This window comes from Empedobacter sp. UBA7611 (assembly GCF_002484365.1).
Lineage (GTDB): Bacteria > Bacteroidota > Bacteroidia > Flavobacteriales > Weeksellaceae > Empedobacter > Empedobacter falsenii_B.
Map to the genome: position 1 here is coordinate 1 of NZ_DLJR01000045.1, position 26,268 is coordinate 26,268.

The window sequence follows — 26,268 nt, forward strand, 5'->3', positions numbered from 1 at the left end:
CACAGTTAGTAAGATACTACCTCCCATTTTTTCCAAGCAGTTTTATCTCCTTTTAACCAAAGAATATATTGGGATATTATTAATCCAGAAATTGCATCGTTTCCGAACATTTGTTTTCCAATATTTCTATCATTAAAATATTTCGATAATCTAGAACCACCATTAATTCCCCAATTGTTTCTTATCCACATTCCTAAACCTCCCATATGAGAATTAAACATAAAAGTACCTGTAGATTCTTTTAGTTTTTTTTTAGCTTCGAAATCTAATATTTTATCTAATTCTGTTAATGATTCATATAAGTTTTTTGGAATGTATACATCGTCAATTTTTTCTAAAGTAAGTCTTTTTTCTTTTTCGATCCTTCTTTTTTCATTATCTTTTATCGTTTCTAATTCAGCAATTTTATCATCATAATTTCTGTAGCCTCCAAAGAATTTTGTTACATATATTTTATCAACCTCTTTAGGAATAAAATCAGTTTCAAATGTTGAATTTAAAAGATAATCTTCAATTTGTTTTTTATTGAAAATAGAATCTGTTTCTAAATTTTCGATTTCAAACTTTCCACTTCTATTTAAGTAGCCACTTATTTCTATCCGATGAAGTTTGTAGTTATTTTGAGAGCTTGAAGGAATAAATTTCAGATTTGAAAGCTTACCTATACTTTCGGCTATTGTTTCATATGTGTTGATGTTTTTAATATCAGTGATATATTTATATGGATATTCATAATTTGAAATTTTGCTTTTTATAGGTTCAATATTTTTTATAGTAGGATAAATAGAATCAAAATCAATATTAGATTTGATAATTTCTCCTTTATTTAAATCAAAAAGTGTTAACTTTTTTCTGTTATCTATAAGGTAAATAATAAAGTTGTTTAAACTTTCATTTTTTTGATAAGTAGAACAGTAAAAGCAATATAATGTAGATTGATCCAGTTAATAGCGGAAGTTTCAAATCTGATAAGCAAGGATTTAAAGGAATCAATCCAAGCATTCGCTTTTTCAATTTTGAACCTTCTTTTATATAATTTTGGATCAAAATAATAATCATTGTCAACTGAACTAGAGTTTCTTGTATTGACTTTTATATTGGCTATAATTTCGTTTTTTTCGAGTAAGCTTCTAAAATCATCACTATCAAAACCTGCGTCAGCATTGAGAAAAAGTCCTTGATGTGAAATATCACTTTCTTGCAAAAGCTGAAGAATTTCATTTAAAACATTATTAATCTCGAATAAATCATGGTTTGTTCCACTTTTAGGAGAACCCATTGCTAGCATTTGACCTTGATTATCACACAAAAAAATAATATTAGTGGTTTTTGATTTTTTCCTGCCTTGATAACCAACAGCTTCACCTGCTAATCGACAACGAGTATGGCTGCCATCTAATTGAACGCAAGACATATCCAATGATTTTTTATTTTTAGATAATAAGTTGATCCAAACATTTTTGAAAGAGCTATCTTTACTCCATTTATTGAAATAATAATAAATACTTTGCCAACTTATTTTTTGGTCTAAAAAATATTCTTTCAAACTCAATTCTCGCCATTGACAACCCGTTTTTAAGCGTTTTATTATTAATTGTACAACTTTTATTAAATCAAATTTTGTCTTAAATCCTCGTTTTCCTATACTTAAATGAGGTAATATCAATTCTTCAATTTTATATTTGCTAAGGAGTTCCAAATTATTAGTTTTTTTTTATTGCAATTCAAATTTGCTGATTTTTTGGGAACTCTTATTTGTTTAAACAACTTCAATATCATTTTTATTGAAAATGAAATTTTTAGTTAAAAAAATATCTTTCTCTGATAAAGATTTATTGTACTCTTTGTAGGTTGAGGTATAGTTTTCGAACAAATTTCTATTTTCGGTTTCATAAAATAGTCTGCATTTCTCTTTGTTTTTATCACAATTGGTAAACTCTTCAGAGGAATAAGTTTTAGCTATTTTTCCATCAATATAATAAGTAACATTTCTTTCCTCTAAATCCTGGCTGTTTATATAATTTGTAAAATAGATTATTTTTCTCCCATCATTACTTATTGCAAGAAAGAAAGGAAAACTTTCATCTAAATCAAATGATCTATTTAGTTTATAATATACCTTATTTTGTCTCAAGCTATCACGTTCTCGATTAAAAAACACAATTGATTCACCTTTTAAATTGGGTATAAAATCATCATATGAAATAGATTTTAACTTATATATTCCATTAGAAGAGTAGGTTTCTGAGATTGGTGAAAAGCTTGACCATTGAGAAAAAATGGTAGTATAACTTGATATTAAGAGGATGAAGGATATGTAATATTTTATCATTAATTTTATTTGTGGTATTGATATTAAAACTATGAATAAAATTTATCTTTTGCTAAATAATTATTCATCCTCATTCAAAACCTTTATTGAAAAACTGACAATATATTTTATTGGCATAACGTTTGACTTATTTATACTCGCTTTTCTAAATGCTTTAGACAAGATTCAAATCTTAATAATGTTGTTATTATGAAAGGCTTTCGTCAGTTAAAAATAGTTTTACTGACACTTTGAACGTATAAAAAAATTATGAACATAGACAATTTGTCATTAGCACAAGTAATGGAAGAAGAAATCGAATTAATTCCTTTGATGAGTAAAGACGAAGAAAGTAAGCTAAATAAGCAAGATATTTCTTCGGTATTGCCTATTTTATCGTTAAGAAACACTGTCTTATTTCCGGGTGTGGTTGCGCCAATTACCGCGGGTAGAGATAAATCTATACAACTTTTAACACAAGCTTACAAAGAAGATCGCATTATTGGAGTGCTTTCGCAGAAAGAAATTGCTGTGGAAGATCCTACACAAGACGATTTGTATACAGTTGGTACAGTTGCGAAAATCATGCGAATGATAAAATTGCCAGATGGAAACATTACGGTGATTTTACAAGGGATGAAACGCTTCAAAGTTAAAGAATTTGTATCAAATGATCCTTATTTCAAGGCTGAAGTAGAAATTTTGACAGAAAAAGTTCCGACATCACGCAACAAAGAATATCCAATTATTATTGAATCAATTCGTGATTTAGCTTTTCAGATTGTAGAAGAAAATCCAATGTTGCCTTCGGAAGCTGCAGGAGCTATAAAAAGTATCGAAAGTAATACATTTCTAATCAACTTTGTAGCGTCTAATTTGACGTTGAGTTTAGATGAAAAACAGTTGTTGTTAGAAATTTCTGATATGAAACTTCGGGCAATGGAAGTGATGCGTTTTATGAATGTTGAGCTTCAGAAATTGGAGTTGAAGAATACGATTCAGAATAAAGTTCGCAAAGAATTAGATCAACAACAAAAAGAATATTTCTTAAATCAACAAATCAAATCGATTCAAGAAGAATTAGGAGGAAATTCGACAGAAGAAGAAATTAATGAAATGCGCAAACGTTCTTTAACGAAAAGTTGGAGCGAAGATGTAGCAAATCATTTTGATAAAGAAATCAACCGTCTTTCTCGTCTAAATCCGCAAATGCCAGAGCATAATATTCAGCGTAATTACCTTGAATTTATGTTGGATTTACCTTGGAATACCTTGACGAAAGATAACTTTGATATCAAGAATGCAAAGAAAATTTTAGATCATGATCATTATGGTTTAGAAGATGTGAAAGAACGCATTTTGGAGCATCTTGCTGTGTTGAAATTGAAAGGGGATATGCGTTCGCCAATTCTTTGTTTATATGGACCTCCGGGTGTTGGTAAAACATCGTTGGGGAAATCTATTTCAGAAGCGATTGGGCGCAAATATGTACGTATGTCGTTGGGTGGTTTACACGACGAATCTGAGATTCGTGGTCATCGTAAAACCTATATTGGAGCGATGCCAGGAAGAATTTTACAGTCAATCAAAAAATCTGAATCGTCGAATCCGGTTTTTGTTTTAGATGAGATTGATAAAATGTCGGCTAGTGCGCATGGAGATCCTTCATCAGCAATGTTAGAGGTTTTAGATCCAGAGCAAAATTCAACTTTTTATGATAATTTCTTAGAAATTGGCTACGATTTATCGAAAGTATTTTTCATAGCGACAGCCAATAATATTGGAGATATTCCAAGTCCGTTACGTGATCGTATGGAGATGATTAATATTGCAGGTTATACAATCGAGGAAAAATCTGAAATCGTAAAACGTCACCTTTTACCAAAACAACTAACAGAACATGGCTTGAAAGAGAAAGATGTTGTGTTAGGAAAAAAAGAAATCGAATATTTAATAACAGGTTATACGCGCGAATCGGGAGTTCGAAAATTGAATCAGAAAGTTGCAAAATTGGTTCGTTCAGCTGCAAAACATATTGCGTTGGAAGAAGAATTTAATACTAAATATTCAATTGAAGATATTTCGAAAATCTTAGGTCCTTCTATTACGCCAGATCAATACGAGAACAATGAAGTTCCAGGTGTTGTGGTTGGTTTAGCTTGGACAAGTGTTGGAGGGGATATATTGTTTATCGAATCTATTTTATCGAAAGCAAAAAATGGTGGACTTTCTATCACAGGAAATTTAGGAACTGTGATGAAAGAATCTGCAACAATTGCATTAGAATACATCAAATCGCATGCGGATGAATTGGGAATTAAACCAGAAGTTTTCGAGAATTATAAAGTTCATATTCACGTTCCGGAAGGAGCAACGCCAAAAGATGGACCATCTGCCGGAATTACAATGTTGACGTCTTTGGTTTCGTCTTTTACACAACGAAAAGTAAAAGCAAAATTAGCAATGACAGGTGAGATCACGCTTCGTGGAAAAGTGTTGCCAGTTGGCGGAATTAAAGAGAAAATTTTAGCGGCAAAACGTGCAAATATCAAAGAAATTATTTTGTGCGAAGATAACCGAAAAGATATCGAAGAAATTAAAGCAGAATATGTAAAAGGAATGACTTTCCATTTTGTAAAAGAAATGAAAGAAGTTTTGGAAATCGCTTTAACAAACCAAAAAGTAAAAGGAGCAAAGGTTTTGGATTAATCTGAAATCTTCTCAAAACAAAAAAGGAACTCTAATTGAGTTCCTTTTTTGTTTATTATAGAATACTAATATCTTCTAAATTTGGATTTTTAGATTTAATTAAATTAATTTTCCATTCCCGTTTCCAATTTTTCAATTGCTTTTCTCTTAACATATCTTGACTAATTGAAGTAAAATCTTCAAAATAAATTAATGATTTTACATTGTATTTTTGAGTGAAAGCTGAACCAATTCCTTCTTTATGAGCTTCTATTCTTTTAATTAAATTGTTGGTAACTCCAATATAGAAAACAGTTCGATATTTGTTTGTAAGTATATAAACATAATATATTTTCATAAGAATTCCTTATATGATATGTTCCTGAAACGAGTTCAGGATGACTTCGTTAGATAAACTAATTTAAGGATTATTAATGATAATGTAGAGAAAGAATGTCAAGCTGAATTCATTTCAGCTTCGCATCAACATAAAAGGAACTCAATTTAGAGTTCCTTTTTTTGTATACTTTATCTTAACTTTAGTCTAAATCTTAACCTTAGTTTTACTTTATCTTATAAGAAATTCCCCAAAAAACGGGCATATTAAAAGGACCGCTGTATTTTCCGTAACCAGGAATGACTAAAGGATCAATTCCTTGATCTTTTTTACCACCAATATAAGCTGCAGGATGCAAGGCTAATTCACCATAAAAATTCTTGAAAATCTCTACACGTCCACCAACCACAGCTTCTATCCAATAACTGCTTACATTCGCTTTTGGCAAACTTCCTGTTCCTGTAATCTCATTAGATTGTAAATCTCTAATCGGATAACTATTAATGGTTTGCGAATATTTAGAATACGCAATTCGTCCACCAATGTAAATTCCGTTCGATTGATTTTCTACATCTTGCGTTATAAACCAGTTTGCACCAAGTTTTGCAAAAACGCCGTCAACATCAACATTCCAATTGATTTCATCGAACTTATTTTTCTCGAAACCAGCTTCTACAACAGCATGCCACTTATTATTGATTTGATAAGAAGCATAAGCACTAACACCTTTTTTATCGTTGAAAGCAGAAACAATCGGATTGAAAACATCTACACCGATAAAAATATCATGGTGTTTTTTCTTTGGAATAGAATCTGTAACGGAAACTTTTGTCGAATCAGTTTTATTTTCTTGACCAAATGCAAAACTAATTGCGCTCGTTAGCAAAAAGCTTAATAACAGTTGTCGAACCATCTTTAATTTCAGTATTTACAGTTTCTATTTTCTTTATCCAATTTCCAGNNGTCACCAATTTTACATCAACTCCTTTAAAAGTTAATCCAAAACCACAAGCTTTAGAAGTATAGCCATTTCCAAGTGTATCGTATTTTAAAATCAATCGATCACGTTTTGCAAGGATTGTTCTGATGACTTTACCCGTTATAGAATCTTTTACATCTATATCTGGACCTTGCGCTATAGTATAATAAATTTCTTTTTTTGAATTATTACGCAAAGCAATTCCGAAACTCGTTTTTCCTAAAGCAGAATTTTTTTCGATTAAGACAGTATCTTTACTCGTTCCTGTAGCTTCTCTAATTCCTTTCGTAATCGAATCATTATATACATACGCCCAATAATAAATCGAATCTTCTAAAGGAACATTTGTTCCATCATAATACATATCAGCAACCATGCGAGGAACATCACCTTCGTCGGTACAAATATCATCGTCTTCGCAACTATAAAATGCTAAAGAAATTATAGAAGCGAAAATTGAATAAGCCAGAAAACGTTGAATATTTTTCATTTTTTTTTGATTGAATTTTAAATTCGCTCTAAAAGTACAATATTTTCGACATGATGCGTTTGTGGAAACATATCAACTGGCTGAACTTTAACAATTTTATAGTGATCTTTCATCAATTCTAAATCGCGCGCTTGTGTAGCAGAGTTACACGAAACGTAAACAACACGTTTAGGATTCATGAACAAAATATTTTCAACTACTTTTTTATGCATTCCATCACGTGGAGGATCAGTAATAATTACATCTGGAATTCCGTGTTCGTTGATAAAATCTTGATTCAATACATCTTTCATATCACCACAATAGAAATCACAATTATCAATTCCATTGAATTTTGCTGCCGCTTTTGCCGCATCAATAGCTTCTTGAACAGATTCTACACCAACTACTTTTTTCGCTTTTTTCGAAACGAATTGCGCAATTGTTCCAGTTCCTGTATATAAATCGTACACTAATTCATTTCCAGTTAAACCTGCAAAATCACGTGTTAATTTATATAATTCGTACGCTTGTTCTGGATTGGTTTGATAGAAAGATTTTGGACCAATTTTAAAGTTCAAATCTTCCATCTTTTCCATAATATGATCATCTCCAGCAAAAATTTCGATATCTAAATCATAAACAGAATCGTTTTGTTTTGGATTGATTGCATACAATAATGAAGTGATTTCTGGGAATTTATCTTTCAAGTTTTGTAAGAAAGCCTCACGATTTTCTTTTTCTTCACGGAAAAATTGAACCAAAACCATTACTTGTCCATTCTGAGAAGTACGAATCATTAATGTTCTTAATAAACCTTCTTGATTTTTTAAATCGAAGAAATCTAAGTTATGTTCTAATGCAAAACGTTTTGCTTCAACACGAATCGCATTCGAAGGATCACGTTGTAAGTGACATTTTGTAACATCCAAAACTTTAGACCAAGCACCAGGAATATGGAATCCAACTACGTCACGGTCGTCAAATTCTTTCCCAGACTGAATTTCTTCTAACGTTAACCAACGTGCATTAGAAAAAGTAAATTCTAATTTATTACGGTAAAAATATTGTTCTTTAGAACCTAAAATTGGAACAATTTCAGCATCTAGATCTTTGAAACCTCCGATACGAACCAAATTGTTAACCACTTCGTCGTGTTTAAATTTAAGTTGAGCATCATAGCTCATATCTTGCCATTTACAACCACCGCAAACACCAAAATGCTCACATTCTGGCTGAACACGATAAGGAGATTTTGTGTGAATTTCGATTGCTTGTCCCTCTAAATAGCTGCTTTTTTTCTTCAAAATGTGTACATCTACAACGTCTCCTGGAATCGCACCTTTTATCAGAACCGTTTTTCCTTCCTCTGTTTTACCAACTGATACACCTTTTGCACCAGCACGTAAAACTTCTATATTATTTAATATGATTTTTTGTTTCGCTTTTCTTGACATTTTGCAAAGGTAAGGAAGTCGTCGAAATATTCAATTTTTTATCTTTTTTTGGAATCAATCTTTGTATTTTAAATAATATTTTTATTTTTACAATATAAAATCTATCGGTTTTATAGGTTATTATTTTGTTTGATAAATTTATTTAGAATAATTTTCATAAAATAGTTTAAAAAATAGGTTTGTTATTTAAATTATTCTCTTAATTATATTTGTTTAGAAAAATAATATAATTTTGAAATCAGAAATAAAACAAGAAAAAATGAAAAATTTAGTATTTAATATGTCAATGTATATGTGCCACTCGTTAAAAGAGGAGGAATATATTGTGACGTATTAATTACGAAAATAATAATTCATGAACTCCTCCAAAATTTTGAGGAGTTTTTTATTGTCAAAAAATAAGTTAGAAAGTTAGAAAGAATGTCAAGTCAAGAAAAAAATTATTTAAATCAACTAGAAGACGAAGCAATCTACATTTTGAGAGAAACAGCTGCTCAATTTGAGCGTCCAGCATTGTTATTTTCAGGAGGAAAAGATTCTATTGTTTTGATTCATTTAGCTTTGAAAGCCTTTCGTCCAGGGAAATTTCCTTTTCCTTTGGTACACGTAGATACAGGACACAATTTTCCTGAAGCGATAAAATTTAGAGATTATTTGGTCAATAAAATTGGCGAAAAATTGATTGTTGCTTCTGTAGAAGATGCTATAAAAAAGTATAATCTGAAAGAAACTGCTGGCCGTTTTCCTTCTCGTAATGCCTTGCAAACGTATGCGTTGTTAGATGTAATCGAAGAAAATGAATTTGATGCATGTATTGGAGGAGCACGTCGTGATGAAGAAAAAGCACGTGCAAAAGAACGTATTTTCTCGGTTCGTGATGATTTTGGTCAATGGGATCCTAAACTTCAGCGTCCAGAATTGTGGAATATTTTGAATGGAAGAATTGAAAAAGGACATAATGTACGTGTTTTTCCGATTAGCAATTGGACAGAATTAGATGTTTGGAATTACATAAAACAAAATAACATCGAATTACCAAATTTATACTTTGCCCACGAGCGCGAATGTATTGTTTACAATGATAAATTAATTGCGACTTCAGATTTTATTCAGCCAAATGCAGACGATGAGGTTGTCGTAGAAAAAGTACGTTACAGAACGGTTGGTGATATGACGTGTACAGCGGCTGTACCTTCGGATTCTTCTACGATTGACGATATCATTACTGATATTATTAATACAAGAATTAGCGAAAGAGGACAAACTCGTTTGGATGATCAATTGTCAGAATCTGCGATGGAAGACCGTAAAAAACAAGGTTATTTCTAAGTCAAAATTTTTTTAAACAAAACTCTATAATATCTATAGGAATTAAGTAAAATGATTACATTAAAATTTATAACAGCAGGAAACGTAGACGATGGTAAAAGTACTTTAATAGGACGTTTACTTTACGATTCGAATAGTATTCACACCGATCAATTGGGTGTTTTAGAAAAACGTAAATCAAATGAAGACGACGAAATTGATTTGTCTTTGATCACAGATGGTTTACGTGCCGAGCGCGAACAAGGAATTACAATAGACGTTGCATATAAATATTTTTCGACTGCAAAACGAAAATTTATTATTGCAGATGCGCCTGGACATGAGCAATATACTCGAAATATGATTACAGGTGCTTCAAATTCAGAGTTGATTATTATTCTGGTTGATGCACGAAAAGGAATCACTTCTCAAACAAAACGTCATGCAAGTATTGGATCGTTAATGGGAATTAAAAAAGCGATTATTGCGATCAACAAAATTGATTTGGTTGATTATTCACAAGATATTTTTGAAACGATAAAAAATAATTTTCAACAAATTCAAGATCAATTGAATTATGATGAAGTAACTTTTATTCCAGTTTCTGCTTTGGTTGGCGATAATATTGTCGAAAAATCTGCGAAAACGCCTTGGTACAATGGAGAAACATTATTGCATCAATTGGAAACAATTTCGATTGAAACAGATAAAAATTTAGCAGCTCGTTTTCAGGTTCAATGGGTAATTCGTCCAAAAGATGAAGAGCATCACGATTATAGAGGTTATGCGGGGCAAATTTTGAGTGGAGCCTACAAAGTTGGGGATTCTATTAAAGTTTATCCATCAAATATCGAATCAAAAATTGTTAAAATAGAACGTCATTTGGAAGAAGTACAACATGCTGAAGCAGGAGAAAATGTTGTGATTCATCTCGAAAATAATATAGATATCAGTAGAGGAGACACAATTGTAAAAACTTCCGAAGAACCGCAAACTACAAATGTGCTAAAAGCGTGGATTTGTTGGTTAGACAATAATGCATTACAACAAGGAAAAACGTATGTGTTGCAACATCGTTTTCATTCAGTTCGTGCAAAAATCAAAACAATCGATCAACAATGGGATATTAATAATTGGGAATTTATTCCATCTGAAGAAATCAAATTAAATGATATTGGACAAGTGGTTTTAAAAACAAATCAACCTTTATTTTTCGATTCTTTCAAAGAAAATATTCATACAGGAAATGCCATTTTGATTGACGAAACAACAAAAAATACAGTCGCAGCTTTAATGTTTATTGACTAAAATTCGTCAGTTCGAGTGATTTTTAGAAATGAATTTATAAAAATTATATCGAGAACTAAGATGAATTTTATTTTCCATAATTTTTTATTGATACAAAATTCCACTCGAATTGACGATTTCATTAATAAAATTATCTAAAATATAAAGGTTTCAAAATATCAATTCAATCTTATCAATCAACTAATTTATTACAAACATGCAAACAACAATAGGAAAAGTAATTTTGGCTGGCGCTGGTCCTGGAGATCCAGAATTGGTGACGCTCAAAACATTAAATTATATCAAAAAAGCGAATGTTATTTTGACAGATCGCTTGGTTTCTCCAGTGTTAATAGATGAATATGCGTCGAAAGATGCGTTGGTTATTTATGTCGGAAAACAATGTTCGAAAGGAATTCATACGCCTCAAAAAGATATCAATGACTTGATGATTGAGTTTGCAATGCAAGGAAAATTAGTGGTTCGATTGAAAGGAGGTGACGCTTCGCTTTTCTCTAATATTTTGGACGAATTAGAAACCTTGAAAAAAAATCATGTTCCGTACGAAATAATTCCAGGGATTTCGGCTGCTTTTGGTGCTGCTGCTTACACGGGAATTCCGTTGACAGCACGAAATCATTCGAAAGGAGTTCGCATGTTGACGTTGTGCGATTTGAAATCTATTGACGATAAACAATGGAAAGATTGGGCAAAAACGTCAGATACATTGGTTTTTTATATGAGTGGACAACGTTTACAAACTTTAGCCGATCAGTTAATTTTGAATGGAATTGATACCGAAAAAGGTTTAGCAGTTATTCAACAAGCGACAACTCCAGATCAGAAAACGCAAGTGTTTACTTTTGAAAATATTGTAGAAAATCATTTACCAACCTTTGATTTTGTACCAACTTTAATTATCGTTGGTCATGTTGTCAATTTGCATCAATCATTCGCTTGGTTAGATGAACAACCAACTTCCAATTCATATTTTGATAACTATAAAACAACAATTTCTTATGCTAGCTAACGAAAAATTGAACTTAGTAAAAAGTTTAGTCAAAGAATTATCACGTGACGAAATTATTTGGACAAATGGTTATTTGGCTGGATTAGTTGCAAATCAAACACAAGAAGTACTGCAAGAACAAAGAGTTTTAACCTCAATCAAACCTACAATAATCTATGGAACTGAAACAGGAAATGCGAAGAAATTAGCTAATCAATTACTTGGAATTTTTAAGAAGAATAAAATTCAAGCCAAAGCGATTGATGCGTTTCAATATCCACTGGAAAAAATTGAAAAAGAAGAATTTTTAATTCTAATTTTTAGTACGCAAGGAGATGGAGATTTACCTCAAAATGCACAAAAATTTTATGATAATTTGAGCAATTCTGACCTAAAATTAAATCAAACAAAGTTTGCTGTTTTTGGTTTGGGCGATACGTCTTATCCGTTTTTTTGTAAATCAGGAGAAGAAATTGATGAATTATTCGAAAAACTTGGTGCGCAACGCGTTTTTGATTTGGTAAAAGTAGATTTAGATTATCAGGAAATTGCCGAAAATTGGTTTGCTGAAATTTTAAAAACTATTCAATCAGAAGGAAGTTCAACGGTTGTACAACCTCAAAAATTGCAAAGTTCTTCAACGCAGAAAAAATCGTACGAAGGAATTGTAAAGCATAAAATCGTTTTGAACGACAGAGGTTCAAACAAAGAAACCTATCATATCGAAATAGCAGTTGATGAGCAAGTCGATTACGAACCTGGTGATGCTTTGGGTGTTTATCCAAAAAATAATCAAACTGAAATTTTAGCAATTGCGAAGTTTTTCAATGAAGAAAATCGCGCTCAAGAACTTGAAGAAAAAAATATTAGAGCACTTTCTAAAAAATCAATCGATCAATTTGCAACGATTTTGAATGTAGAAATTTTCGAAACTAAAATTGATTTAATTGATTTGTTGACAAAATATTTTTCGTCAGAATCTACAATGAAATTTGATGATATTTTAGATCTTTTGCATCCAATTGCACCACGTTTATATTCGATTTCATCATCGAATGAAGCACATGATAATGAAATTCACTTAACGGTTAGTCTGAATACTTTTTCAGTTTCAGATCAACAAAAAACTGGATTATGTTCTCAGTTTTTAGCAGATTTTGAGCAAGATAAATCCATAGAATTTTACATTCATAAAAATAAAAACTTCAAACTTCCAGATGAAAATCAGTCGGTGATTATGATTGGTCCGGGAACTGGAATTGCGCCTTTTCGTAGTTTTTTGACACATCGCGATGCAATTGGCGCAGAAGGTAAAAACTGGTTGTTTTTTGGTGAGCAACATTTTGTTTCGGATTTCTATTATCAAACTGAAATTCAGGAATGGCTTTCAACAGGAGTTTTAAGCAAATTAGATACAGCTTTTTCGAGAGATCAAAAACATAAAATTTATGTGCAAGATCGAGTGAAAGAACGAGGAAAAGAACTTTACAATTGGTTAAACGAAGGTGCGTATTTGTATGTCTGCGGTCAAAAAGACGGAATGAGTACAGATGTAGAAAGTGCTTTGATCGAATTAATAGCAAAAGAATCAAATCAAGATGAGGTTTCAGCGAAAAATTTTCTGGAACAATTGGAAGAAGAAGGTCGCTACCAAAAAGATGTTTACTAATCAACCAATAACTAATAAAATGAGTATAGAAAAACAATCTCCTATAGAAGGAATTAAAATAAAAAGTGACGGACTTCGCGGTACGTTAAAAGAAAGTATAGAGCTAGATAATCACACTGGAAATGTACGTGCAGATGACGAAGCTTTGGTGAAATTTCACGGAATGTATGTGCAAGATGATCGCGATAGACGAGAAGAACGCGCAGAAAAAAAGTTAGACAAATTGTATTCGTTTATGATTCGTTTGCGTATTCCGGGTGGAATTATTGACGCTGATAAGTGGTTGGCAATTCATGAAACTTCTGAACAATATGGAACAGGCGTTTTGAAAATTACAACGCGTCAAACCATTCAATTGCACGGAATTTTGAAACATCAATTGCGCCCAACTTTACAATCTTTTGACCAAGCAAAGTTAGATTCTATTGCGGCTTGTGGTGATGTGAACAGAAATGTAATTGCGAGTTCTCACCCTTTGGTTTCACCTATTCACGCTCAAATTCATGCGTATGCAGATAAGTTATCTAAACATTTGTTGCCTAAAACCCAAGCGTATTACGAAATTTTTGTAGATAATGAAAAGATTTATGAGCGAGAAACTGAGAAAGATGAGTTATACGAAGACCGCTATTTACCTCGAAAATTTAAAATTGCAATCGCTATTCCGCCAACTAATGATGTAGATGTTTTTGCAAATGATTTGGGACTGATTGCGATTATCGAAAATAATGAATTGAAAGGTTTCAATATCGCTGTTGGTGGAGGTTTGTCTACAACTCACGGAAATCCAAATACATATTCGCGTCTAGCAACCGAAATTGGTTTTGTAGATTCTGAAGAAAAAGTGTTGAAACTGGCTTATGAAGTATTGACAATTCAGCGTGATTTTGGTAATCGTGGCGATCGAAAATTAGCACGATTAAAGTATACAGTTGATAAGTTAACAGTTGATGGTTTCAAGTCTGAATTAGAAAAACGTATTGGTTTTAAATTAGCACCTTCTCAACCATATCAATTTACAGAGCGATCGGATATTTATGATTGGCGACAAGTGAATAACGGAACGTGGTATTACACTTTATTTGTGGAGAATGGAGTTGTACAGCCCAATCAGAAAGCATTTTTACACGAATTGGCTTTATTGAATATCAATAATTTCATTTTTACAGCGAATCAAAATTTATTATTAGGTGAAATTTCGACTGATAATAAAGCTAAAGTTGAACAGCTTTTAGAGAAATATTCTATTCACAAAGATATTAGTGAACTTCGAAAAAATTCGATGGCTTGCGTGGCATTACCAACTTGTCCATTGGCTTTGGCAGAAGCACAGCGTTATTTACCAGAGTTAATCACTAAAATAGAGCCTTTGCTAGAAAAACATCAACTTCAAAATGATGATATTTCTATTCGTATGACGGGGTGTCCAAATGGTTGCGGTCGTTCGTATGTTTCGGAGATTGGTTTTGTAGGGACTTCTGCTGGACATTATAATTTGATGTTGGGAGGTGATCGATATGGTGTTCGTTTGAACAAAATTTACAAAGAAAAAGTAAATGAAGCAGAGATTTTGAATGAATTAGATCAAGTTTTCGAAAGTTATACAAAAGAAAAAATAGATAATGAAACATTCGGAGATTTTACCTATCGAAAATATTTTTCGGTTAATTAGTTAAATCCCTTTAAGAACAATGAAAAATAATTTATTCCCGATATTTTTAAAAACAGAACATTTGCGCTTCCTGATTGTTGGCGGAGGAAATGTAGGATTAGAAAAGGTTTCGACGCTAATCAAACAAAATCCTTCGATTAATTTGAAAGTTGTAGCAAAGGATTTTAAACAAGAATTGAAAGATATTTTTGCTCAACATTCAACAATTAAACACGAAACTCATGCGTTCGAATCGAGTGATTTGGAAGATGTAGATTTAGTGATTGTCGCAACCGATAACAAAGAAACTTCGAGAGAAGTGAAGCAAAAAGCAAATGCAAAAGGAATTTTAGTTAATGCAGCTGATCAGCCCGATTTGTGCGATTTTTATTTAGGTTCGATTGTGAATAAAGGTCATCTTAAAATTGCAATTTCTACAAATGGACAATCTCCTATAATGGCAAAACGTTTGAGAGAGTATTTTTCTGATGTTATTCCAGATTCAATTGATGAAAACATTGAAAGTTTAAATAAAATCAGAAACAATCACAAAGGAGATTTTAATCAAAAACTAACTGATTTGAATCATTTAACGTCTTCATTCGAAGGGAAAAAATCGACAAAAAAATACAAACGTTTAGTAACCGAAATTACCTTGGTATTCTTCGCATTATTCTTAGGATATGCTTTGTCATCAATCGTCAGTTTTTCGGAAGCGAAAGATTTTGTGATTCACATTCCAAATGTTTTTTACATTATGTTGGCTGTTGGCTTTTTCGCTCAAATGGTCGACGGAGCCGTTGGTTTGGGATATGGTGTAACGTGTTCCACAAGTATGATGTTGTTTGGCGTTAATCTGCCTTCAATAAGTGGTAGTATTCATACTGCCGAAATGTTTTCGAGCGGAATTAGTGGTTTTTCGCATTATAGATTTGGAAATGTAAACAAAAAATTATTGGTTGCTTTGGCTATTCCAGGCGTTATTGGAGCAGTTTCGGGATCATTATTATTGGTTTATTTGGGAAACAAATACGAAACCATTACTTACGGAATATTGGCTTCGTACACCTTAATCATCGGAATTCGATTAATTATTTTAGCATTCAGAAAAAAAATCGAACGCAAAAAAGTAAAACGAGTTGGGTTTTTAGGATTTGCAGGTGGATTTTTAGACGCCTTTGGTGGAGGAGGTTGGGGACCTGTCGTGACATCAACTTTATTAGCAAAAGGAAAAAAATCAAATTTAGTAGTAGGAACAGTTAGTTTAGCCGAGTTTTTTGTGACACTCTCTGCATCGTTGACTTTTTTTGCAGCTTTGGGTGTAAGTCACGGTTTTATCATTGTAGGTTTAATAATTGGAGGAGCTTTAGCAGCGCCAATTGCAGCGAAATTAGCAGGCAAAATACCTCAGAAAATAGCTATTTTGGCTGTAGCTTTTTTAGTGATCACATTTAGTATTCGTATTCTTTTTAAAATTTTCTAAATTTTATATATCATTTCTAACAATCAAAACACTCTTCATCTCGCATGTTGAGTGTTTTTTATTGTTCATTATTTAAGACATATTTAGTTAAAATATATTTTGTGACAGGTTTCAATGTTTTACCATTTTCAGGATGTAAACCGTAATTGGTAAAAAATTCTACTTCACCATTTTTCTTTGTATACCAAACTTTATCAAGTGCATTTTTAAAATTTAAAGTATCAGGTTTTGTGATTTTCTTCAATTGTAAAACAATTTCGTTATATGGAACAGCATTCATTTGTGGCGAAGTTTTTTCGCATTCTATTTCTTCATAATGATTTTCTTTCCAAACCATACAAGACGAATTTTGATTCATTGAATTAAGAAATAATCCTCCGCTAGCCAAAATCATAGCAATACCACTTCCAGCAATTACTTTATTTCGTTGAAGTTTTATTTTCTGAAAGAAATTATTCTTTTTTGATGGAAGATTAATTATTGATTCTTCTTCAGAAATATTATTATCTATTATTGGTTCTACGGATGCGATTTCTTCTACATTAACTTCTTTTTCTTCATTTTTTTGTCTGCTGATTTTTTTGATTAAAATCTCCAAAACTTTCATAACCGATATAATGAGCAAGAATGTTTAATAAATCAGGACTTATTTCCTTCTTTAAATTATTTTCTTTCACGAAATCATCAAAATATCTTGAAAAAGATTTGCTTGTTATAGGATAATTATAATCATCTGAAATTACTTTTTCTAAATGCACAGACATTCCATTTTTACTTCAACTCCCAAATTCATTTTTTGCTTTCTCAAAAACTTTTTCGAATAGATATTTTTTCGTAGACATTTCATTTTTAATTCTTTTACAAAGTAGACAAATTTTGGACAAAATAAATTACGGTTTACCGTAAAACAAGCTGTCCAATAATTGTCCAAAACTTGTCTATTGTTTGTTTAACAGCGACTTTGTGTTCTGTATTTACTTTGCAATAGAAATCAAAACAAAAACAAAAAACTTGATTTCTGAAAACGTAGTCTCGAAAATAGTTGAGGTGATTTGAAGGGAAGCATTTTTCCTGAATTGTTCTCAAGGCTACAAAAAACTTCCCACTAAAGAAGCGCTTCTTTTTTTCTCGTGTACACTACTCGCAATCTGTTTTGTGAGGAGGAGCACCTATATCAAAAAATTAAAAATTTAAGCTATGTTACAATTATTATTCGCTTTATTGGGATTCTTTTTTCCAAATCAAAATGCAAACACAATTTCACAAGATCAACATCCAGTTGTACAAACTTCATCAGATAGTATAGATGGTGATACAAATGGTGAAACAGGAAGTACACCTCCAAAAAAATAAACTAAATGCGGATAGAGAAATCTATCCGTTTTTTATTTAGCTTTATTGAGTAAATACAATGATTTGAGAAAAATTTTATTTTTTGGTATTATACTTCTAATAACTTCATGTCAACAATCTAATAACAAAGAGATTGAACGTGATAATTTAGATAATAAAGCTTACGATACAGCTTGGGATTTTTATGAAAAAGAGGTGTATGATAGTGCTTATGTTTATTTTAATAAAGCATATTCAGAGTTTATTAAGAATATGAATAAGAATCAAGCAGCAAAATGTTTGATTAACATGGGATATATAAGTTATTATAAAGGAGATTGGTTTGGTAGTCAAGAATTGAATATAGAGGGAATAAAATTATTAAATCCTCAAATAAAAAGTGAAAAAGAAACGTTGTCAAGTGCATATAATAGTTTAGGACAGAGTACTCACGAATTAGGAATTTATAAAGAAGCTATAAATTATTATAAAAAAGCAATAGATTTTTCTACAGAAAAAGATGTTTATATTATCAATCAAAATAATATTGCAAATAGTTATCGTTATGATAAGCAGTATGATGAAGCAATCAAGATTTATCAAGAATTACTAAAAGATAAGAATACAACTGAAAATCCAAAAGAATATGCACGAATTACTGATAATTTAGCATACACGAAATGGTTAAAAGACAATAAATCAAATGTTATAAATGAATTAAATAAAGCGTTAAATATTCGATTAAAGGAAAATGATTTGTGGGGACAAAATGCAAGTTATGCGCATTTAACAGATTATTTCTCAAATTTAGATCATAAAAAAGCATTGGATTACGCTCATAAAAGAAAACAAATTGCTTTCGAAAATAAGAGTGTGGGCGATAAATTAGAAGTTTATCAGCAACTAATTTTATTAGAAAATCCTACAAATGCAAAACAATATTTTGAAGCTTACCAAAAGCTAAATGATAGTATTCAGTTAGAACGTAACAGAGCGAAAAATCAATTTGCGTTGGTGCGTTATGATTCGGAGAAAAATCGTGCAGATTTTTTGAAAGCCGAAGCAGAAAACGAAAAGAAGAAAAACGATATTTTAAAACTTTATATTCTAATCGGTTTATTGATCGTCCTGTTTGTTTTTGGATATTTTTTGTACAGAAAAAGAAAGCAAAAATTAGAGCAAGAGAAAGTTTTGTTGCAACAAGAAAAGGTTTTGGAAGTCAAAAAAACAGAATTGAAATATTCTAAAAAAGTACACGATAAAGTGGCGAACGGAATTTATCATGTGATGTCTGATATTGAGAATAAATCAGAATTTAATCGTGATCAAATTTTAGATAAATTGGAAGTTGTTTATGAAATTTCGCGCGATATTTCTTATGACAAAATCGATGAAAATCAACAAGAAAATTTTGCAGAAAAATTAGCACAATTGATAAGTTCTTATGATTCGGAACAAGTCAAAATATATTTGATTGGAAATGAAAAAGAACTTTGGAGAAACGTAAAAGATTATGCTAAAACAGAGGTTTTCTTAGTGATGCAAGAATTGTTGACGAACATGAAAAAACATAGCGAAGCTTCACGAGTTATACTAAATTTTAAAGAAGAAAACCAACAAATTATTATCAATTATTCAGATAATGGAATTGGGATTTCGGACTTAAAACCTAAAAATGGTTTGCAAAATACGGTTTCACGTATTTCTAATCTAAACGGAGATGTTATTTTTGAAACTGAAAATGTGAATGGTCTAAAAATTAAGATCATATTTCCAATTCAATAACCTAAATAAAAAGTATGTTTAAAAAAGTATTAATTGCAGAAGATTTTGAGAGTTTTAATATTTCAATTCAGAAAGTTTTAAAAGATTTACATGTAGAAAATCCTGATTATGCTTTTTATTGTGATGATGCATTCTTGAAAGTGAAAAAAGCATTGCACGACAATCAACCTTATGATTTATTGATTTCTGATTTGTCTTTTGAAGAAGATCACCGCGAGCAAAATTTGAAAGGAGGAAGAGATTTAATTGAAGCTGTAAAAGCAATTCAGCCAAATTTGAAAGTGATTGTTTTTTCGGTAGAAAAGAAAGCGGATATGGTGGATAATCTTTTCAAAGAATACCATATAGATGGGTTTGTGGCGAAAGGAAGAGAAGATTCGAAAGAATTGAAAAGAGCAATACAAACTGTTTTTGTGGGCGGAATGCATTTGGAATTGGACATGAAACGTAGTATCAAACAAAAAAATACGTATGAAATTACTTCATATGATGTCACATTAGTTTCGTTACTTTCGAATGGAATTTTGTTAAAAGATATTCCAAATCACTTAAAACAAAATAATATCAAGCCAGCAAGTCAAAGCAGTGTAGAAAAGAGATTGGGCTCATTAAAAGAGTCGCTACAAATTACAAGTAATCATCAATTGGTTGCATTTTTTAAAGATTTGGGAAGCATTTAACCCAAATCTTTACACCATTTATTCTCGAAAATCTGTTGTAATTGCGCAATTTCTTTTTCGTAAATCGTATTTTTTCGGGAACCAAAATAGAGTGTATTTTCCAATGGTTTTTCACCTTGCCAAACCAATTTTATTTTACCAGAATTTATTGCTTCTTGGCATAAAAAATCAGGAACAATAGAAAAACCATTTCCATCACTCAAACAACGAATAATAGAACTGATATTTGGGACAATATAATTTGGTTTGAAATCTGGATGCTCCTTAAAGTTTTCTAACCAAAAATGTTTTAAATGTTCCATATCAGCGGCTGTGCTATACCAAAGATTATTTTTTAATTCATTTTTTAAAGCTTTATAATCTTTATGGTTTAAACTTTTTTCGATTGAAGTTAAATCTGTATTGTTTCCTGCAATCAAAACGATTTTTTCTTTCGAAAAAGGATGATAACAAAGATTTTTGTGAGTACTTTTTTGAGGAGTAATAACCAAATCCAATAAACCATTATCCAAATCTTGGTGCATGATTTTATAATCTCCAAATTTGATAATTAAGTTAAAATCTAAATCAGAAACATGTTCCTCTAATGTATATTGAAAAGTTTCAAAACACATTCCTATGCTGATTGTTGCACGATCTTTATCAGCTCGTTTATGAAAATGTTGCTCTGCAGCAGCTAATTTTTGAATCGGTTCTAAAATAAAATTATACAAAATTTTTCCTTTTTCAGTCGGTACCATTTTTCGCGCCGATCGATCAAATAATTTGTAACCCGTATAGGCTTCCAACGAATTGAGATGTAAGCTAACACCAGGTTGTGAAATAAATAATTGTTGCGCTGCGGCTGATAAAGTTCCTGTTTCGTAAATTGCTTTAAACGTTCTGAACCATTCAAAATTTGATTGCATAATTTCTAAATTTTAATTTTCGTCATAAGGTAAATCGTCAGGATTTACATCAATATAATCGGGTTTTGGTAAAGTCGAAAGTCGATACGCTTTTATCGTTTTCAACTCCAATAAATTTGCTTTTACAACGCGATGCATTTCGTCCATTAATTTTCCATCAGGACAAACAATAATTTGCTGTGATTTAGAAAATTATAATTAAAACAAAACCCTCCATTTTTAGGAGGGTTTTAAATTTTATTCTGCAAGAAGTTTTTTTATATCTTCTTTTAAAAATTCTATTTCAGGATGATATTTTCCAGCTAGAGAAGGTTCTTTTCCTTCAGGATCTTTGTAATTCAGTCCCGAATAAAACAGTATTGGAACACCCATTTTATCATATCGACTTCTGATATTTCCTTGTTTATCAACCAATGCAAGTTTTCCGCTGTGATTTAGACCTTCGGCAGTTGTTTCGTCTTTTCCAACATAAATATTGAATTTATCCGAAAGTTGCTCAATTTCTTCTCGATCCGAAGTCAAATAATGCCAATTCGGTGATTTTACACCAATTTGTTTTGCATATTCTAACAATCGTGCAGGTGTATCTCGTTTTGGATCAATTGTAATCGAAATAAAACCAAGGTTTGCATCATTTATTTCATCTTCTATTGTGCGTAAATTGTTACTCATTACTGGGCAAATCGTTGGACAACTTGTAAAGAAAAATTCTACAACGTACACTTTTCCTAACATATCACGATTTGTAATCGTTTGATTATTTTGATTTGTCATCGAAAATTCCGGAACTTTCATTACCGTGTAAAGTTCATCTTTAGGCTTATTTTTTAGCCAAAAAACAGTTCCTATAACGCCTAAAATAATAACAATAACGGCTATTAATTGTTTATTCATGGATATGTTTTTCAGGATTTTTTAGAAACTCTTCTTTGCACATTGTCGAACAAAAACCATACGTTTTTCCTTGGTAATTAGCTGTGTCACTCAAATGATCTGCAGTTTTCATTCCGCAAATTGGATCAACTTCGTTCACAACCGCAATATCCAATTTAGTTACAGCTTTCATTTCTTCGTGAGAAACATGCTTTACTTCAAAATTCTCTTGTTTTGTTTGCTCTTTATTACAAGAAAATAATGCAAACCCTAATACTATTAAAGAGAATATATTTTTTAAATTTTTCATTTTAAATTGTTTATTTGTTTTTAATTAATTGTTATCTGATTCTATAGTTTAGATTTATTAAAGAAAAATTAAACAATTGGAGGATGAAAAACTAAACGAATAATATAGTTAGAATTAATATCTTGATAATGATCAGTTGATAATTTATTTTTTTGCGTAAAATACTTTTTTGGAGAAATAATTTGTTTTTGAGGAACAATCGCATCTAAAATTTTGACCGAATTTTTGACAAAATGATTTTCTGGCTGATTCTTTTCACTTTTCGAAATTTCTTCTTTCAAATAGCAAAAACCATTACAAAGTAATTCGGGTTTTTCTCGATTTTCACAAAGTTCATTTGCGATTTCTTCATAATTCAAAACATAATCTATCATCGGCATTAAAGGACGAAATGCGATAGAAAATATGAGTGATATGAAAAATAGTATGCGCAAAAAACTAATTTATTGTCAAATTTAACCAAATTGATTGAGGTTGAATATGATAAAATTTATGATTTTAAAAGAAAGATTTATCATAATCTTCACTTTTATGTTCTGTAAAATTTTTACCTTAAAAAAGATTTTACAATCTATAAATATTTATGAAAAAAAGTAAGATTTTAGATTTTACAACAACCGAAGAACTAATGCATTTTTTGGTCGAAAATCAAGAAGAAAATCCTCTCTATAAAAATGTGATAAAGAAGTTTGAATATGAAAATGAGTTACTAAAACTGCAATCAGAGTTAGTAAATCTTCAAAATTGGATTTCGACAGAAAAGAAAAAAGTTGCAATCATTTTCGAAGGACGAGATGCTTCAGGAAAAGGAGGTACAATTCGCCGTTTTCGCGAGCATCTTAATCCGCGTTCTATGCGTGTTGTTGCATTGAATAAACCTACAGAAGTCGAACAAAATCAGTGGTATTTTAATCGTTATATCAAAGAGTTACCAAATGCTGGTGAAATTGTTTTTTTTGACAGAAGTTGGTACAACAGAGCAGTTGTAGAGCCAGTTATGGGATTTTGTACCGAGCAACAATATGAGCAATTTATGGTGCAAGTTTCAGAATTTGAACATATGTTGTACGAATCAGGGACATATATTGTCAAATTGTGGTTTTCTGTGACTAAAGAGGAGCAGCAAACACGTTTTGATTCGAGGTTAAATAATCCGCTTAAAAAGTGGAAATATAGTCCAGTCGATGCAAAAGGACAAGAGCTTTGGGATGAATTTTCGCATTATATCAATCAAATGTTTACGCGCACGCACAACTCTTTTTCGCCTTGGATTATTGTCAACGCAAATGATAAAAATACGGCAAGATTAGAATCTATTCGTTATGTGCTTTCTTTGTTTAATTATAAAGGAAAAGAGGATGCCGAAGTAAATTTAATGGTAGATTCAAATGTGATTGAACGTTATTATCGAATGGTAAAAGAATTGAATCATTAATTTTAAATTGTAAGAAAATGGAGCTAAAACCGAAAGATTTAAAATTAATCGAAACCAAAAAAGGTCTTGTTGGACTTTTACAATCTGATCATGGAAAGTTGAATTTTGCGAAAGCCTTGCGTACTGTAAAATATGAAAATAGGATAGAGCAATTACAAGAAGAATTGATAAAATTACAAACTTGGGTAGCCGAAAATAAACGAAAAGTTGTGATTGTTTTTGAAGGTCGAGATGCAGCTGGGAAAGGAGGTGCAATTCGTCGAATTGTAGAACATCTAAATCCTCGTGAACATAGAATTATAGCACTGCCAAAGCCTAATGAAGTAGAACGAGGACAATGGTATTTTCAACGTTATGTTCGTCAGTTACCACGTGCAGGAGAAATTGTTTTTTTTGATAGAAGTTGGTACAATAGAGCTGTTGTAGAGCCTGTAAATGGGTTTTGTACACAAGAGGAATATGAAACTTTTATGAACGAGGTAAATGATGTCGAGAAAATGTGGATTAATTCGGGAATATATTTGATTAAAATTTATTTTTCGATTACAAAAGAACAACAAGCGAAACGTTTTGCAGATATTGTAAATTCACCAACCAAACGATGGAAGTATAGCTCTGTAGATCAAAAAGCGCAAGATTTGTTTGATGTTTATTCAGCTTATAAAGATGTAATGTTTACGAAAACAAATACAGATTTTGCTCCTTGGAAAATCATTGATGCCAACAAAAAGTACAAGGCTAGAGTAGAGGCGATGGAATATATTTTGTCTAAAATACCTTATGATGATAAAAATAAACGTATTTTGAAACATCAAAACTTAGAAGAAGAAAATTAATTATCAAACCTAAAACTATGGCTGAATTTGATTTAAATGATTTAGAAAAAATAAATAATAAGCAAGAAATCATTGATTTTTTGGTTAGACATGATATTATAAAAGAAAAGAAGTTCAAAGAACAACTCGCTTATGAGAAAGAATTAAAAGAACTTCAAGAAAAATTGTTAGAAATACAATCTAAAGTTATTCAAGAGAATAAACGTGTGTTAATTATTTTTGAAGGTCGTGATGCAGCTGGAAAAGGAGGAACAATTTCGAGAATAACAGAATTTCTAAACCCTAAAAAATATCGTGTTGAAGCATTACCAAAGCCGACTGAAATAGAACAAGGACAATGGTATTTTCAGCGATATTTTAAAGAATTACCAAATGCAGGTGAAATTGTATTCTTTGATCGTTCTTGGTATAATCGTGCTGTTGTAGAGCCTGTTTTCGGATTTTGTACGGAAGAACAACATACAAAGTTTATGAAACAAGTAGTAGAAGTAGAAAAGCTTTTGCAAGATGATGGAATTATTTTGGTTAAAATTTTCCTGTCGATTTCGAAAGAAGAACAAGCAGAACGATTACAAGATCGGAAAGATGACGAAATGAAACAATGGAAATTAGGAACATTGGATCAAAAGGCACAAGAGTTATGGGATGTTTATACCAATTACATTGACAAAATGTTTCAGCAAACAGGAACAGAAAGTTCATCTTGGCTAGAAATTGTGACAGATGATAAAAAAACTGCTCGACTTTTAGCGATGAAATCAGTCGTAGCACAATTAACAAATCAATCTTTTGAAGATGATTTAATAAAAAATCATTCATAAAAGAAAGAGAATCATTTGTATAATCAAGATTTTTGATTAATTTTGCACCCACATTGTTCAACCTCTGACGAAAGACGTTTAAGTTGCTCAATTCAAATAAATTGAAATTATAATAATGGAAAATTTAGTAAAATACGTACAAGAGAAATACGTAGCTAAAAAAGAGTTCCCAGCTTTCGCAGCAGGTGATACTATTACAGTTTATCAAGAAATTACAGAGGGTGGAAAAACTCGTGTTCAGTTCTTTAAAGGGGTTGTTATCCAAAGAAGAGGACAAGGAACTACAGAAACTTTCACAATCCGTAAAATGTCTGGAGATGTTGGTGTAGAGCGTATCTTCCCAGTTAACATGCCAGCGTTACAAAAAATTGAAGTAAACAAAAAAGGTAAAGTTCGTAGAGCTCGTATCTTCTACTTCAGAGCATTACGTGGTAAAAAAGCTCGTATCAAAGACGCTGCTTACTAAAAACTGCTTTTTTAGGAAAAATATAAAATCCGTTCGATAATCGAACGGATTTTTTTATACTTAATAATATTTAAAGCCTATTTCTTAATTCCATAATATCCATGACTTCTTTTATAGAAGAAGAATATAAAATTGAGTTTAAAACAAAAGAATAAATTTAGAGTAAAATCAAAA

27 protein-coding genes are annotated in these 26,268 nt (G+C 31.2%); 14 read left to right on the forward strand and 13 right to left on the reverse strand.

The annotated features are described in order from the left end of the window. Positions 1-5: 5 nt before the first annotated feature. From B3R94_RS14205 to B3R94_RS07285, 3 genes are all read right to left on the reverse strand, one after another. Positions 6-944 (reverse strand): DUF6794 domain-containing protein, encoded by a 939-nt coding sequence (locus tag B3R94_RS14205; RefSeq protein ID WP_349680742.1) that lies wholly within the window; start codon positions 942-944, stop codon positions 6-8. Continuing rightward, positions 884-1,666, reverse strand: a complete 783-nt coding sequence (locus B3R94_RS07280) for a transposase (protein ID WP_291099732.1) — start codon at positions 1,664-1,666, stop codon at positions 884-886. The genes B3R94_RS14205 and B3R94_RS07280 overlap by 61 nt, the downstream gene beginning before the upstream one ends. Positions 1,667-1,759: 93 nt before the next feature. Beyond that, positions 1,760-2,332, reverse strand: coding sequence for a hypothetical protein (locus B3R94_RS07285; protein ID WP_291099735.1), 573 nt, complete (start codon positions 2,330-2,332; stop codon positions 1,760-1,762). A gap of 249 nt (positions 2,333-2,581) precedes the next feature. Between B3R94_RS07285 and lon the strand changes: the two genes are divergently transcribed. Further along, positions 2,582-5,020 (forward strand): endopeptidase La, encoded by a 2,439-nt coding sequence (gene lon, locus B3R94_RS07290; RefSeq protein ID WP_291099738.1) that lies wholly within the window; start codon positions 2,582-2,584, stop codon positions 5,018-5,020. Positions 5,021-5,075: 55 nt separating this feature from the next. Here the strand turns inward: lon and B3R94_RS07295 are convergent, their stop codons facing one another. The 4 genes from B3R94_RS07295 to rlmD all read right to left on the reverse strand — a co-directional run bounded on the left by B3R94_RS07295 (position 5,076) and on the right by rlmD (position 8,241). Next, complete coding sequence (locus B3R94_RS07295) at positions 5,076-5,357, reverse strand: GIY-YIG nuclease family protein (protein ID WP_125348802.1); 282 nt, start codon at positions 5,355-5,357, stop codon at positions 5,076-5,078. Positions 5,358-5,562: 205 nt separating this feature from the next. Next, the gene (locus B3R94_RS07300; protein WP_152606094.1) at positions 5,563-6,249 is read right to left on the reverse strand and encodes a DUF6048 family protein; all 687 of its coding nucleotides are present in this window, start codon (positions 6,247-6,249) and stop codon (positions 5,563-5,565) included. Continuing rightward, positions 6,203-6,805 carry a DUF6452 family protein gene (locus B3R94_RS07305; protein ID WP_291099742.1) on the reverse strand — a complete coding sequence of 201 codons (603 nt, stop codon included), beginning with the start codon at positions 6,803-6,805 and terminating at the stop codon, positions 6,203-6,205. The genes B3R94_RS07300 and B3R94_RS07305 overlap by 47 nt, the downstream gene beginning before the upstream one ends. A 17-nt stretch (positions 6,806-6,822) precedes the next feature. Continuing rightward, positions 6,823-8,241, reverse strand: coding sequence for a 23S rRNA (uracil(1939)-C(5))-methyltransferase RlmD (rlmD, locus tag B3R94_RS07310; RefSeq protein ID WP_114999571.1), 1,419 nt, complete (start codon positions 8,239-8,241; stop codon positions 6,823-6,825). 420 nt (positions 8,242-8,661) lie between these two features. On the opposite strand from rlmD, the gene cysD reads away from it, so the two are divergent. The 6 genes from cysD to B3R94_RS07340 all read left to right on the forward strand — a co-directional run bounded on the left by cysD (position 8,662) and on the right by B3R94_RS07340 (position 16,648). Beyond that, complete coding sequence (gene cysD / locus B3R94_RS07315; protein WP_114999573.1) at positions 8,662-9,570, forward strand: sulfate adenylyltransferase subunit CysD; 909 nt, start codon at positions 8,662-8,664, stop codon at positions 9,568-9,570. Positions 9,571-9,621: 51 nt separating this feature from the next. Then, positions 9,622-10,857, forward strand: a complete 1,236-nt coding sequence (locus tag B3R94_RS07320) for a sulfate adenylyltransferase subunit 1 (RefSeq protein WP_291099747.1) — start codon at positions 9,622-9,624, stop codon at positions 10,855-10,857. Between the two features lie 196 nt (positions 10,858-11,053). Further along, positions 11,054-11,866, forward strand: a complete 813-nt coding sequence (gene cobA / locus B3R94_RS07325) for a uroporphyrinogen-III C-methyltransferase (protein ID WP_125348807.1) — start codon at positions 11,054-11,056, stop codon at positions 11,864-11,866. Beyond that, positions 11,856-13,514 carry a diflavin oxidoreductase gene (locus B3R94_RS07330; RefSeq protein WP_291099750.1) on the forward strand — a complete coding sequence of 553 codons (1,659 nt, stop codon included), beginning with the start codon at positions 11,856-11,858 and terminating at the stop codon, positions 13,512-13,514. The genes cobA and B3R94_RS07330 overlap by 11 nt, the downstream gene beginning before the upstream one ends. 19 nt (positions 13,515-13,533) lie before the next feature. Next, complete coding sequence (locus B3R94_RS07335; RefSeq protein WP_291099753.1) at positions 13,534-15,186, forward strand: NADPH-dependent assimilatory sulfite reductase hemoprotein subunit; 1,653 nt, start codon at positions 13,534-13,536, stop codon at positions 15,184-15,186. Positions 15,187-15,205: 19 nt separating this feature from the next. Continuing rightward, complete coding sequence (locus B3R94_RS07340; protein WP_291099756.1) at positions 15,206-16,648, forward strand: TSUP family transporter; 1,443 nt, start codon at positions 15,206-15,208, stop codon at positions 16,646-16,648. A 58-nt stretch (positions 16,649-16,706) separates the two neighbouring features. On the opposite strand, the gene B3R94_RS07345 is transcribed toward B3R94_RS07340, so the two are convergent. Beyond that, complete coding sequence (locus B3R94_RS07345) at positions 16,707-17,255, reverse strand: hypothetical protein (RefSeq protein ID WP_291099759.1); 549 nt, start codon at positions 17,253-17,255, stop codon at positions 16,707-16,709. A gap of 590 nt (positions 17,256-17,845) precedes the next feature. On the opposite strand from B3R94_RS07345, the gene B3R94_RS07350 reads away from it, so the two are divergent. From B3R94_RS07350 to B3R94_RS07360, 3 genes are all read left to right on the forward strand, one after another. After that, positions 17,846-18,001 (forward strand): hypothetical protein, encoded by a 156-nt coding sequence (locus B3R94_RS07350; protein WP_180904844.1) that lies wholly within the window; start codon positions 17,846-17,848, stop codon positions 17,999-18,001. Positions 18,002-18,064: 63 nt separating this feature from the next. Further along, positions 18,065-19,765 (forward strand): tetratricopeptide repeat-containing sensor histidine kinase, encoded by a 1,701-nt coding sequence (locus B3R94_RS07355; RefSeq protein WP_291099763.1) that lies wholly within the window; start codon positions 18,065-18,067, stop codon positions 19,763-19,765. A 14-nt stretch (positions 19,766-19,779) separates the two neighbouring features. Beyond that, positions 19,780-20,445, forward strand: a complete 666-nt coding sequence (locus tag B3R94_RS07360; protein WP_291099765.1) for a response regulator — start codon at positions 19,780-19,782, stop codon at positions 20,443-20,445. Here the strand turns inward: B3R94_RS07360 and B3R94_RS07365 are convergent. From B3R94_RS07365 to B3R94_RS07385, 5 genes are all read right to left on the reverse strand, one after another. Further along, positions 20,442-21,353, reverse strand: coding sequence for a LysR family transcriptional regulator (locus B3R94_RS07365; protein WP_038332317.1), 912 nt, complete (start codon positions 21,351-21,353; stop codon positions 20,442-20,444). The genes B3R94_RS07360 and B3R94_RS07365 overlap by 4 nt on opposite strands. A 12-nt stretch (positions 21,354-21,365) precedes the next feature. After that, on the reverse strand, positions 21,366-21,500 hold the full coding sequence (locus tag B3R94_RS07370; protein ID WP_291099769.1) for a hypothetical protein: 135 nt from the start codon (positions 21,498-21,500) through the stop codon (positions 21,366-21,368). Positions 21,501-21,590: 90 nt separating this feature from the next. After that, the gene (locus tag B3R94_RS07375; protein ID WP_219035054.1) at positions 21,591-22,247 is read right to left on the reverse strand and encodes an SCO family protein; all 657 of its coding nucleotides are present in this window, start codon (positions 22,245-22,247) and stop codon (positions 21,591-21,593) included. After that, positions 22,240-22,536, reverse strand: coding sequence for a YHS domain-containing protein (locus tag B3R94_RS07380; RefSeq protein WP_038332307.1), 297 nt, complete (start codon positions 22,534-22,536; stop codon positions 22,240-22,242). Before B3R94_RS07380 ends, B3R94_RS07375 begins: the two co-directional genes overlap by 8 nt. Before the next feature lie 68 nt (positions 22,537-22,604). Then, on the reverse strand, positions 22,605-22,910 hold the full coding sequence (locus B3R94_RS07385) for a hypothetical protein (RefSeq protein WP_125348816.1): 306 nt from the start codon (positions 22,908-22,910) through the stop codon (positions 22,605-22,607). A 254-nt stretch (positions 22,911-23,164) separates the two neighbouring features. Here B3R94_RS07385 and ppk2 (B3R94_RS07390) point away from each other — a divergent pair, with 254 nt between their 5' ends. The 4 genes from ppk2 (B3R94_RS07390) (at position 23,165) to rplS (ending at position 26,094) form a co-directional block, all read left to right on the forward strand. Next, positions 23,165-23,971: a polyphosphate kinase 2 gene (gene ppk2, locus B3R94_RS07390; protein WP_407933554.1), complete on the forward strand. Its 807-nt coding sequence runs from the start codon at positions 23,165-23,167 to the stop codon at positions 23,969-23,971. A 17-nt stretch (positions 23,972-23,988) separates the two neighbouring features. Then, a complete protein-coding gene (gene ppk2, locus B3R94_RS07395; protein WP_125348818.1) occupies positions 23,989-24,807 on the forward strand; it encodes a polyphosphate kinase 2 in 819 nt (272 codons plus the stop codon). Between the two features lie 17 nt (positions 24,808-24,824). Continuing rightward, a complete protein-coding gene (gene ppk2 / locus B3R94_RS07400) occupies positions 24,825-25,628 on the forward strand; it encodes a polyphosphate kinase 2 (protein ID WP_221854808.1) in 804 nt (267 codons plus the stop codon). A 115-nt stretch (positions 25,629-25,743) separates the two neighbouring features. Then, positions 25,744-26,094 (forward strand): 50S ribosomal protein L19, encoded by a 351-nt coding sequence (rplS, locus tag B3R94_RS07405; RefSeq protein ID WP_019975296.1) that lies wholly within the window; start codon positions 25,744-25,746, stop codon positions 26,092-26,094. The last annotated feature ends 174 nt before the right edge of the window (positions 26,095-26,268 follow it).

What these genes read in the sequence shown, in the direction of transcription:
- rlmD (WP_114999571.1), bottom strand. Translation starts at nt 8,241, where the DNA reads ATGTCAAGAAAAGCGAAACAAAAAATCATATTAAATAATATAGAAGTT.
- B3R94_RS07330 (WP_291099750.1), top strand. Translation starts at nt 11,856, where the DNA reads ATGCTAGCTAACGAAAAATTGAACTTAGTAAAAAGTTTAGTCAAAGAA.
- B3R94_RS07365 (WP_038332317.1), bottom strand. Translation starts at nt 21,353, where the DNA reads ATGCAATCAAATTTTGAATGGTTCAGAACGTTTAAAGCAATTTACGAA.
- B3R94_RS07375 (WP_219035054.1), bottom strand. Translation starts at nt 22,247, where the DNA reads ATGAATAAACAATTAATAGCCGTTATTGTTATTATTTTAGGCGTTATA.
- lon (WP_291099738.1), top strand. Translation starts at nt 2,582, where the DNA reads ATGAACATAGACAATTTGTCATTAGCACAAGTAATGGAAGAAGAAATC.
- B3R94_RS07285 (WP_291099735.1), bottom strand. Translation starts at nt 2,332, where the DNA reads ATGATAAAATATTACATATCCTTCATCCTCTTAATATCAAGTTATACT.
- B3R94_RS07300 (WP_152606094.1), bottom strand. Translation starts at nt 6,249, where the DNA reads ATGGTTCGACAACTGTTATTAAGCTTTTTGCTAACGAGCGCAATTAGT.
- B3R94_RS07350 (WP_180904844.1), top strand. Translation starts at nt 17,846, where the DNA reads ATGTTACAATTATTATTCGCTTTATTGGGATTCTTTTTTCCAAATCAA.
- B3R94_RS07370 (WP_291099769.1), bottom strand. Translation starts at nt 21,500, where the DNA reads ATGGACGAAATGCATCGCGTTGTAAAAGCAAATTTATTGGAGTTGAAA.
- B3R94_RS07320 (WP_291099747.1), top strand. Translation starts at nt 9,622, where the DNA reads ATGATTACATTAAAATTTATAACAGCAGGAAACGTAGACGATGGTAAA.
- B3R94_RS07360 (WP_291099765.1), top strand. Translation starts at nt 19,780, where the DNA reads ATGTTTAAAAAAGTATTAATTGCAGAAGATTTTGAGAGTTTTAATATT.
- B3R94_RS07335 (WP_291099753.1), top strand. Translation starts at nt 13,534, where the DNA reads ATGAGTATAGAAAAACAATCTCCTATAGAAGGAATTAAAATAAAAAGT.
- rplS (WP_019975296.1), top strand. Translation starts at nt 25,744, where the DNA reads ATGGAAAATTTAGTAAAATACGTACAAGAGAAATACGTAGCTAAAAAA.
- ppk2 (WP_407933554.1), top strand. Translation starts at nt 23,165, where the DNA reads ATGCATTTTTTGGTCGAAAATCAAGAAGAAAATCCTCTCTATAAAAAT.
- B3R94_RS07380 (WP_038332307.1), bottom strand. Translation starts at nt 22,536, where the DNA reads ATGAAAAATTTAAAAAATATATTCTCTTTAATAGTATTAGGGTTTGCA.
- B3R94_RS07340 (WP_291099756.1), top strand. Translation starts at nt 15,206, where the DNA reads ATGAAAAATAATTTATTCCCGATATTTTTAAAAACAGAACATTTGCGC.
- ppk2 (WP_125348818.1), top strand. Translation starts at nt 23,989, where the DNA reads ATGGAGCTAAAACCGAAAGATTTAAAATTAATCGAAACCAAAAAAGGT.
- B3R94_RS07295 (WP_125348802.1), bottom strand. Translation starts at nt 5,357, where the DNA reads ATGAAAATATATTATGTTTATATACTTACAAACAAATATCGAACTGTT.
- B3R94_RS07385 (WP_125348816.1), bottom strand. Translation starts at nt 22,910, where the DNA reads ATGATAGATTATGTTTTGAATTATGAAGAAATCGCAAATGAACTTTGT.
- ppk2 (WP_221854808.1), top strand. Translation starts at nt 24,825, where the DNA reads ATGGCTGAATTTGATTTAAATGATTTAGAAAAAATAAATAATAAGCAA.
- cobA (WP_125348807.1), top strand. Translation starts at nt 11,054, where the DNA reads ATGCAAACAACAATAGGAAAAGTAATTTTGGCTGGCGCTGGTCCTGGA.
- cysD (WP_114999573.1), top strand. Translation starts at nt 8,662, where the DNA reads ATGTCAAGTCAAGAAAAAAATTATTTAAATCAACTAGAAGACGAAGCA.
- B3R94_RS07345 (WP_291099759.1), bottom strand. Translation starts at nt 17,255, where the DNA reads ATGAAAGTTTTGGAGATTTTAATCAAAAAAATCAGCAGACAAAAAAAT.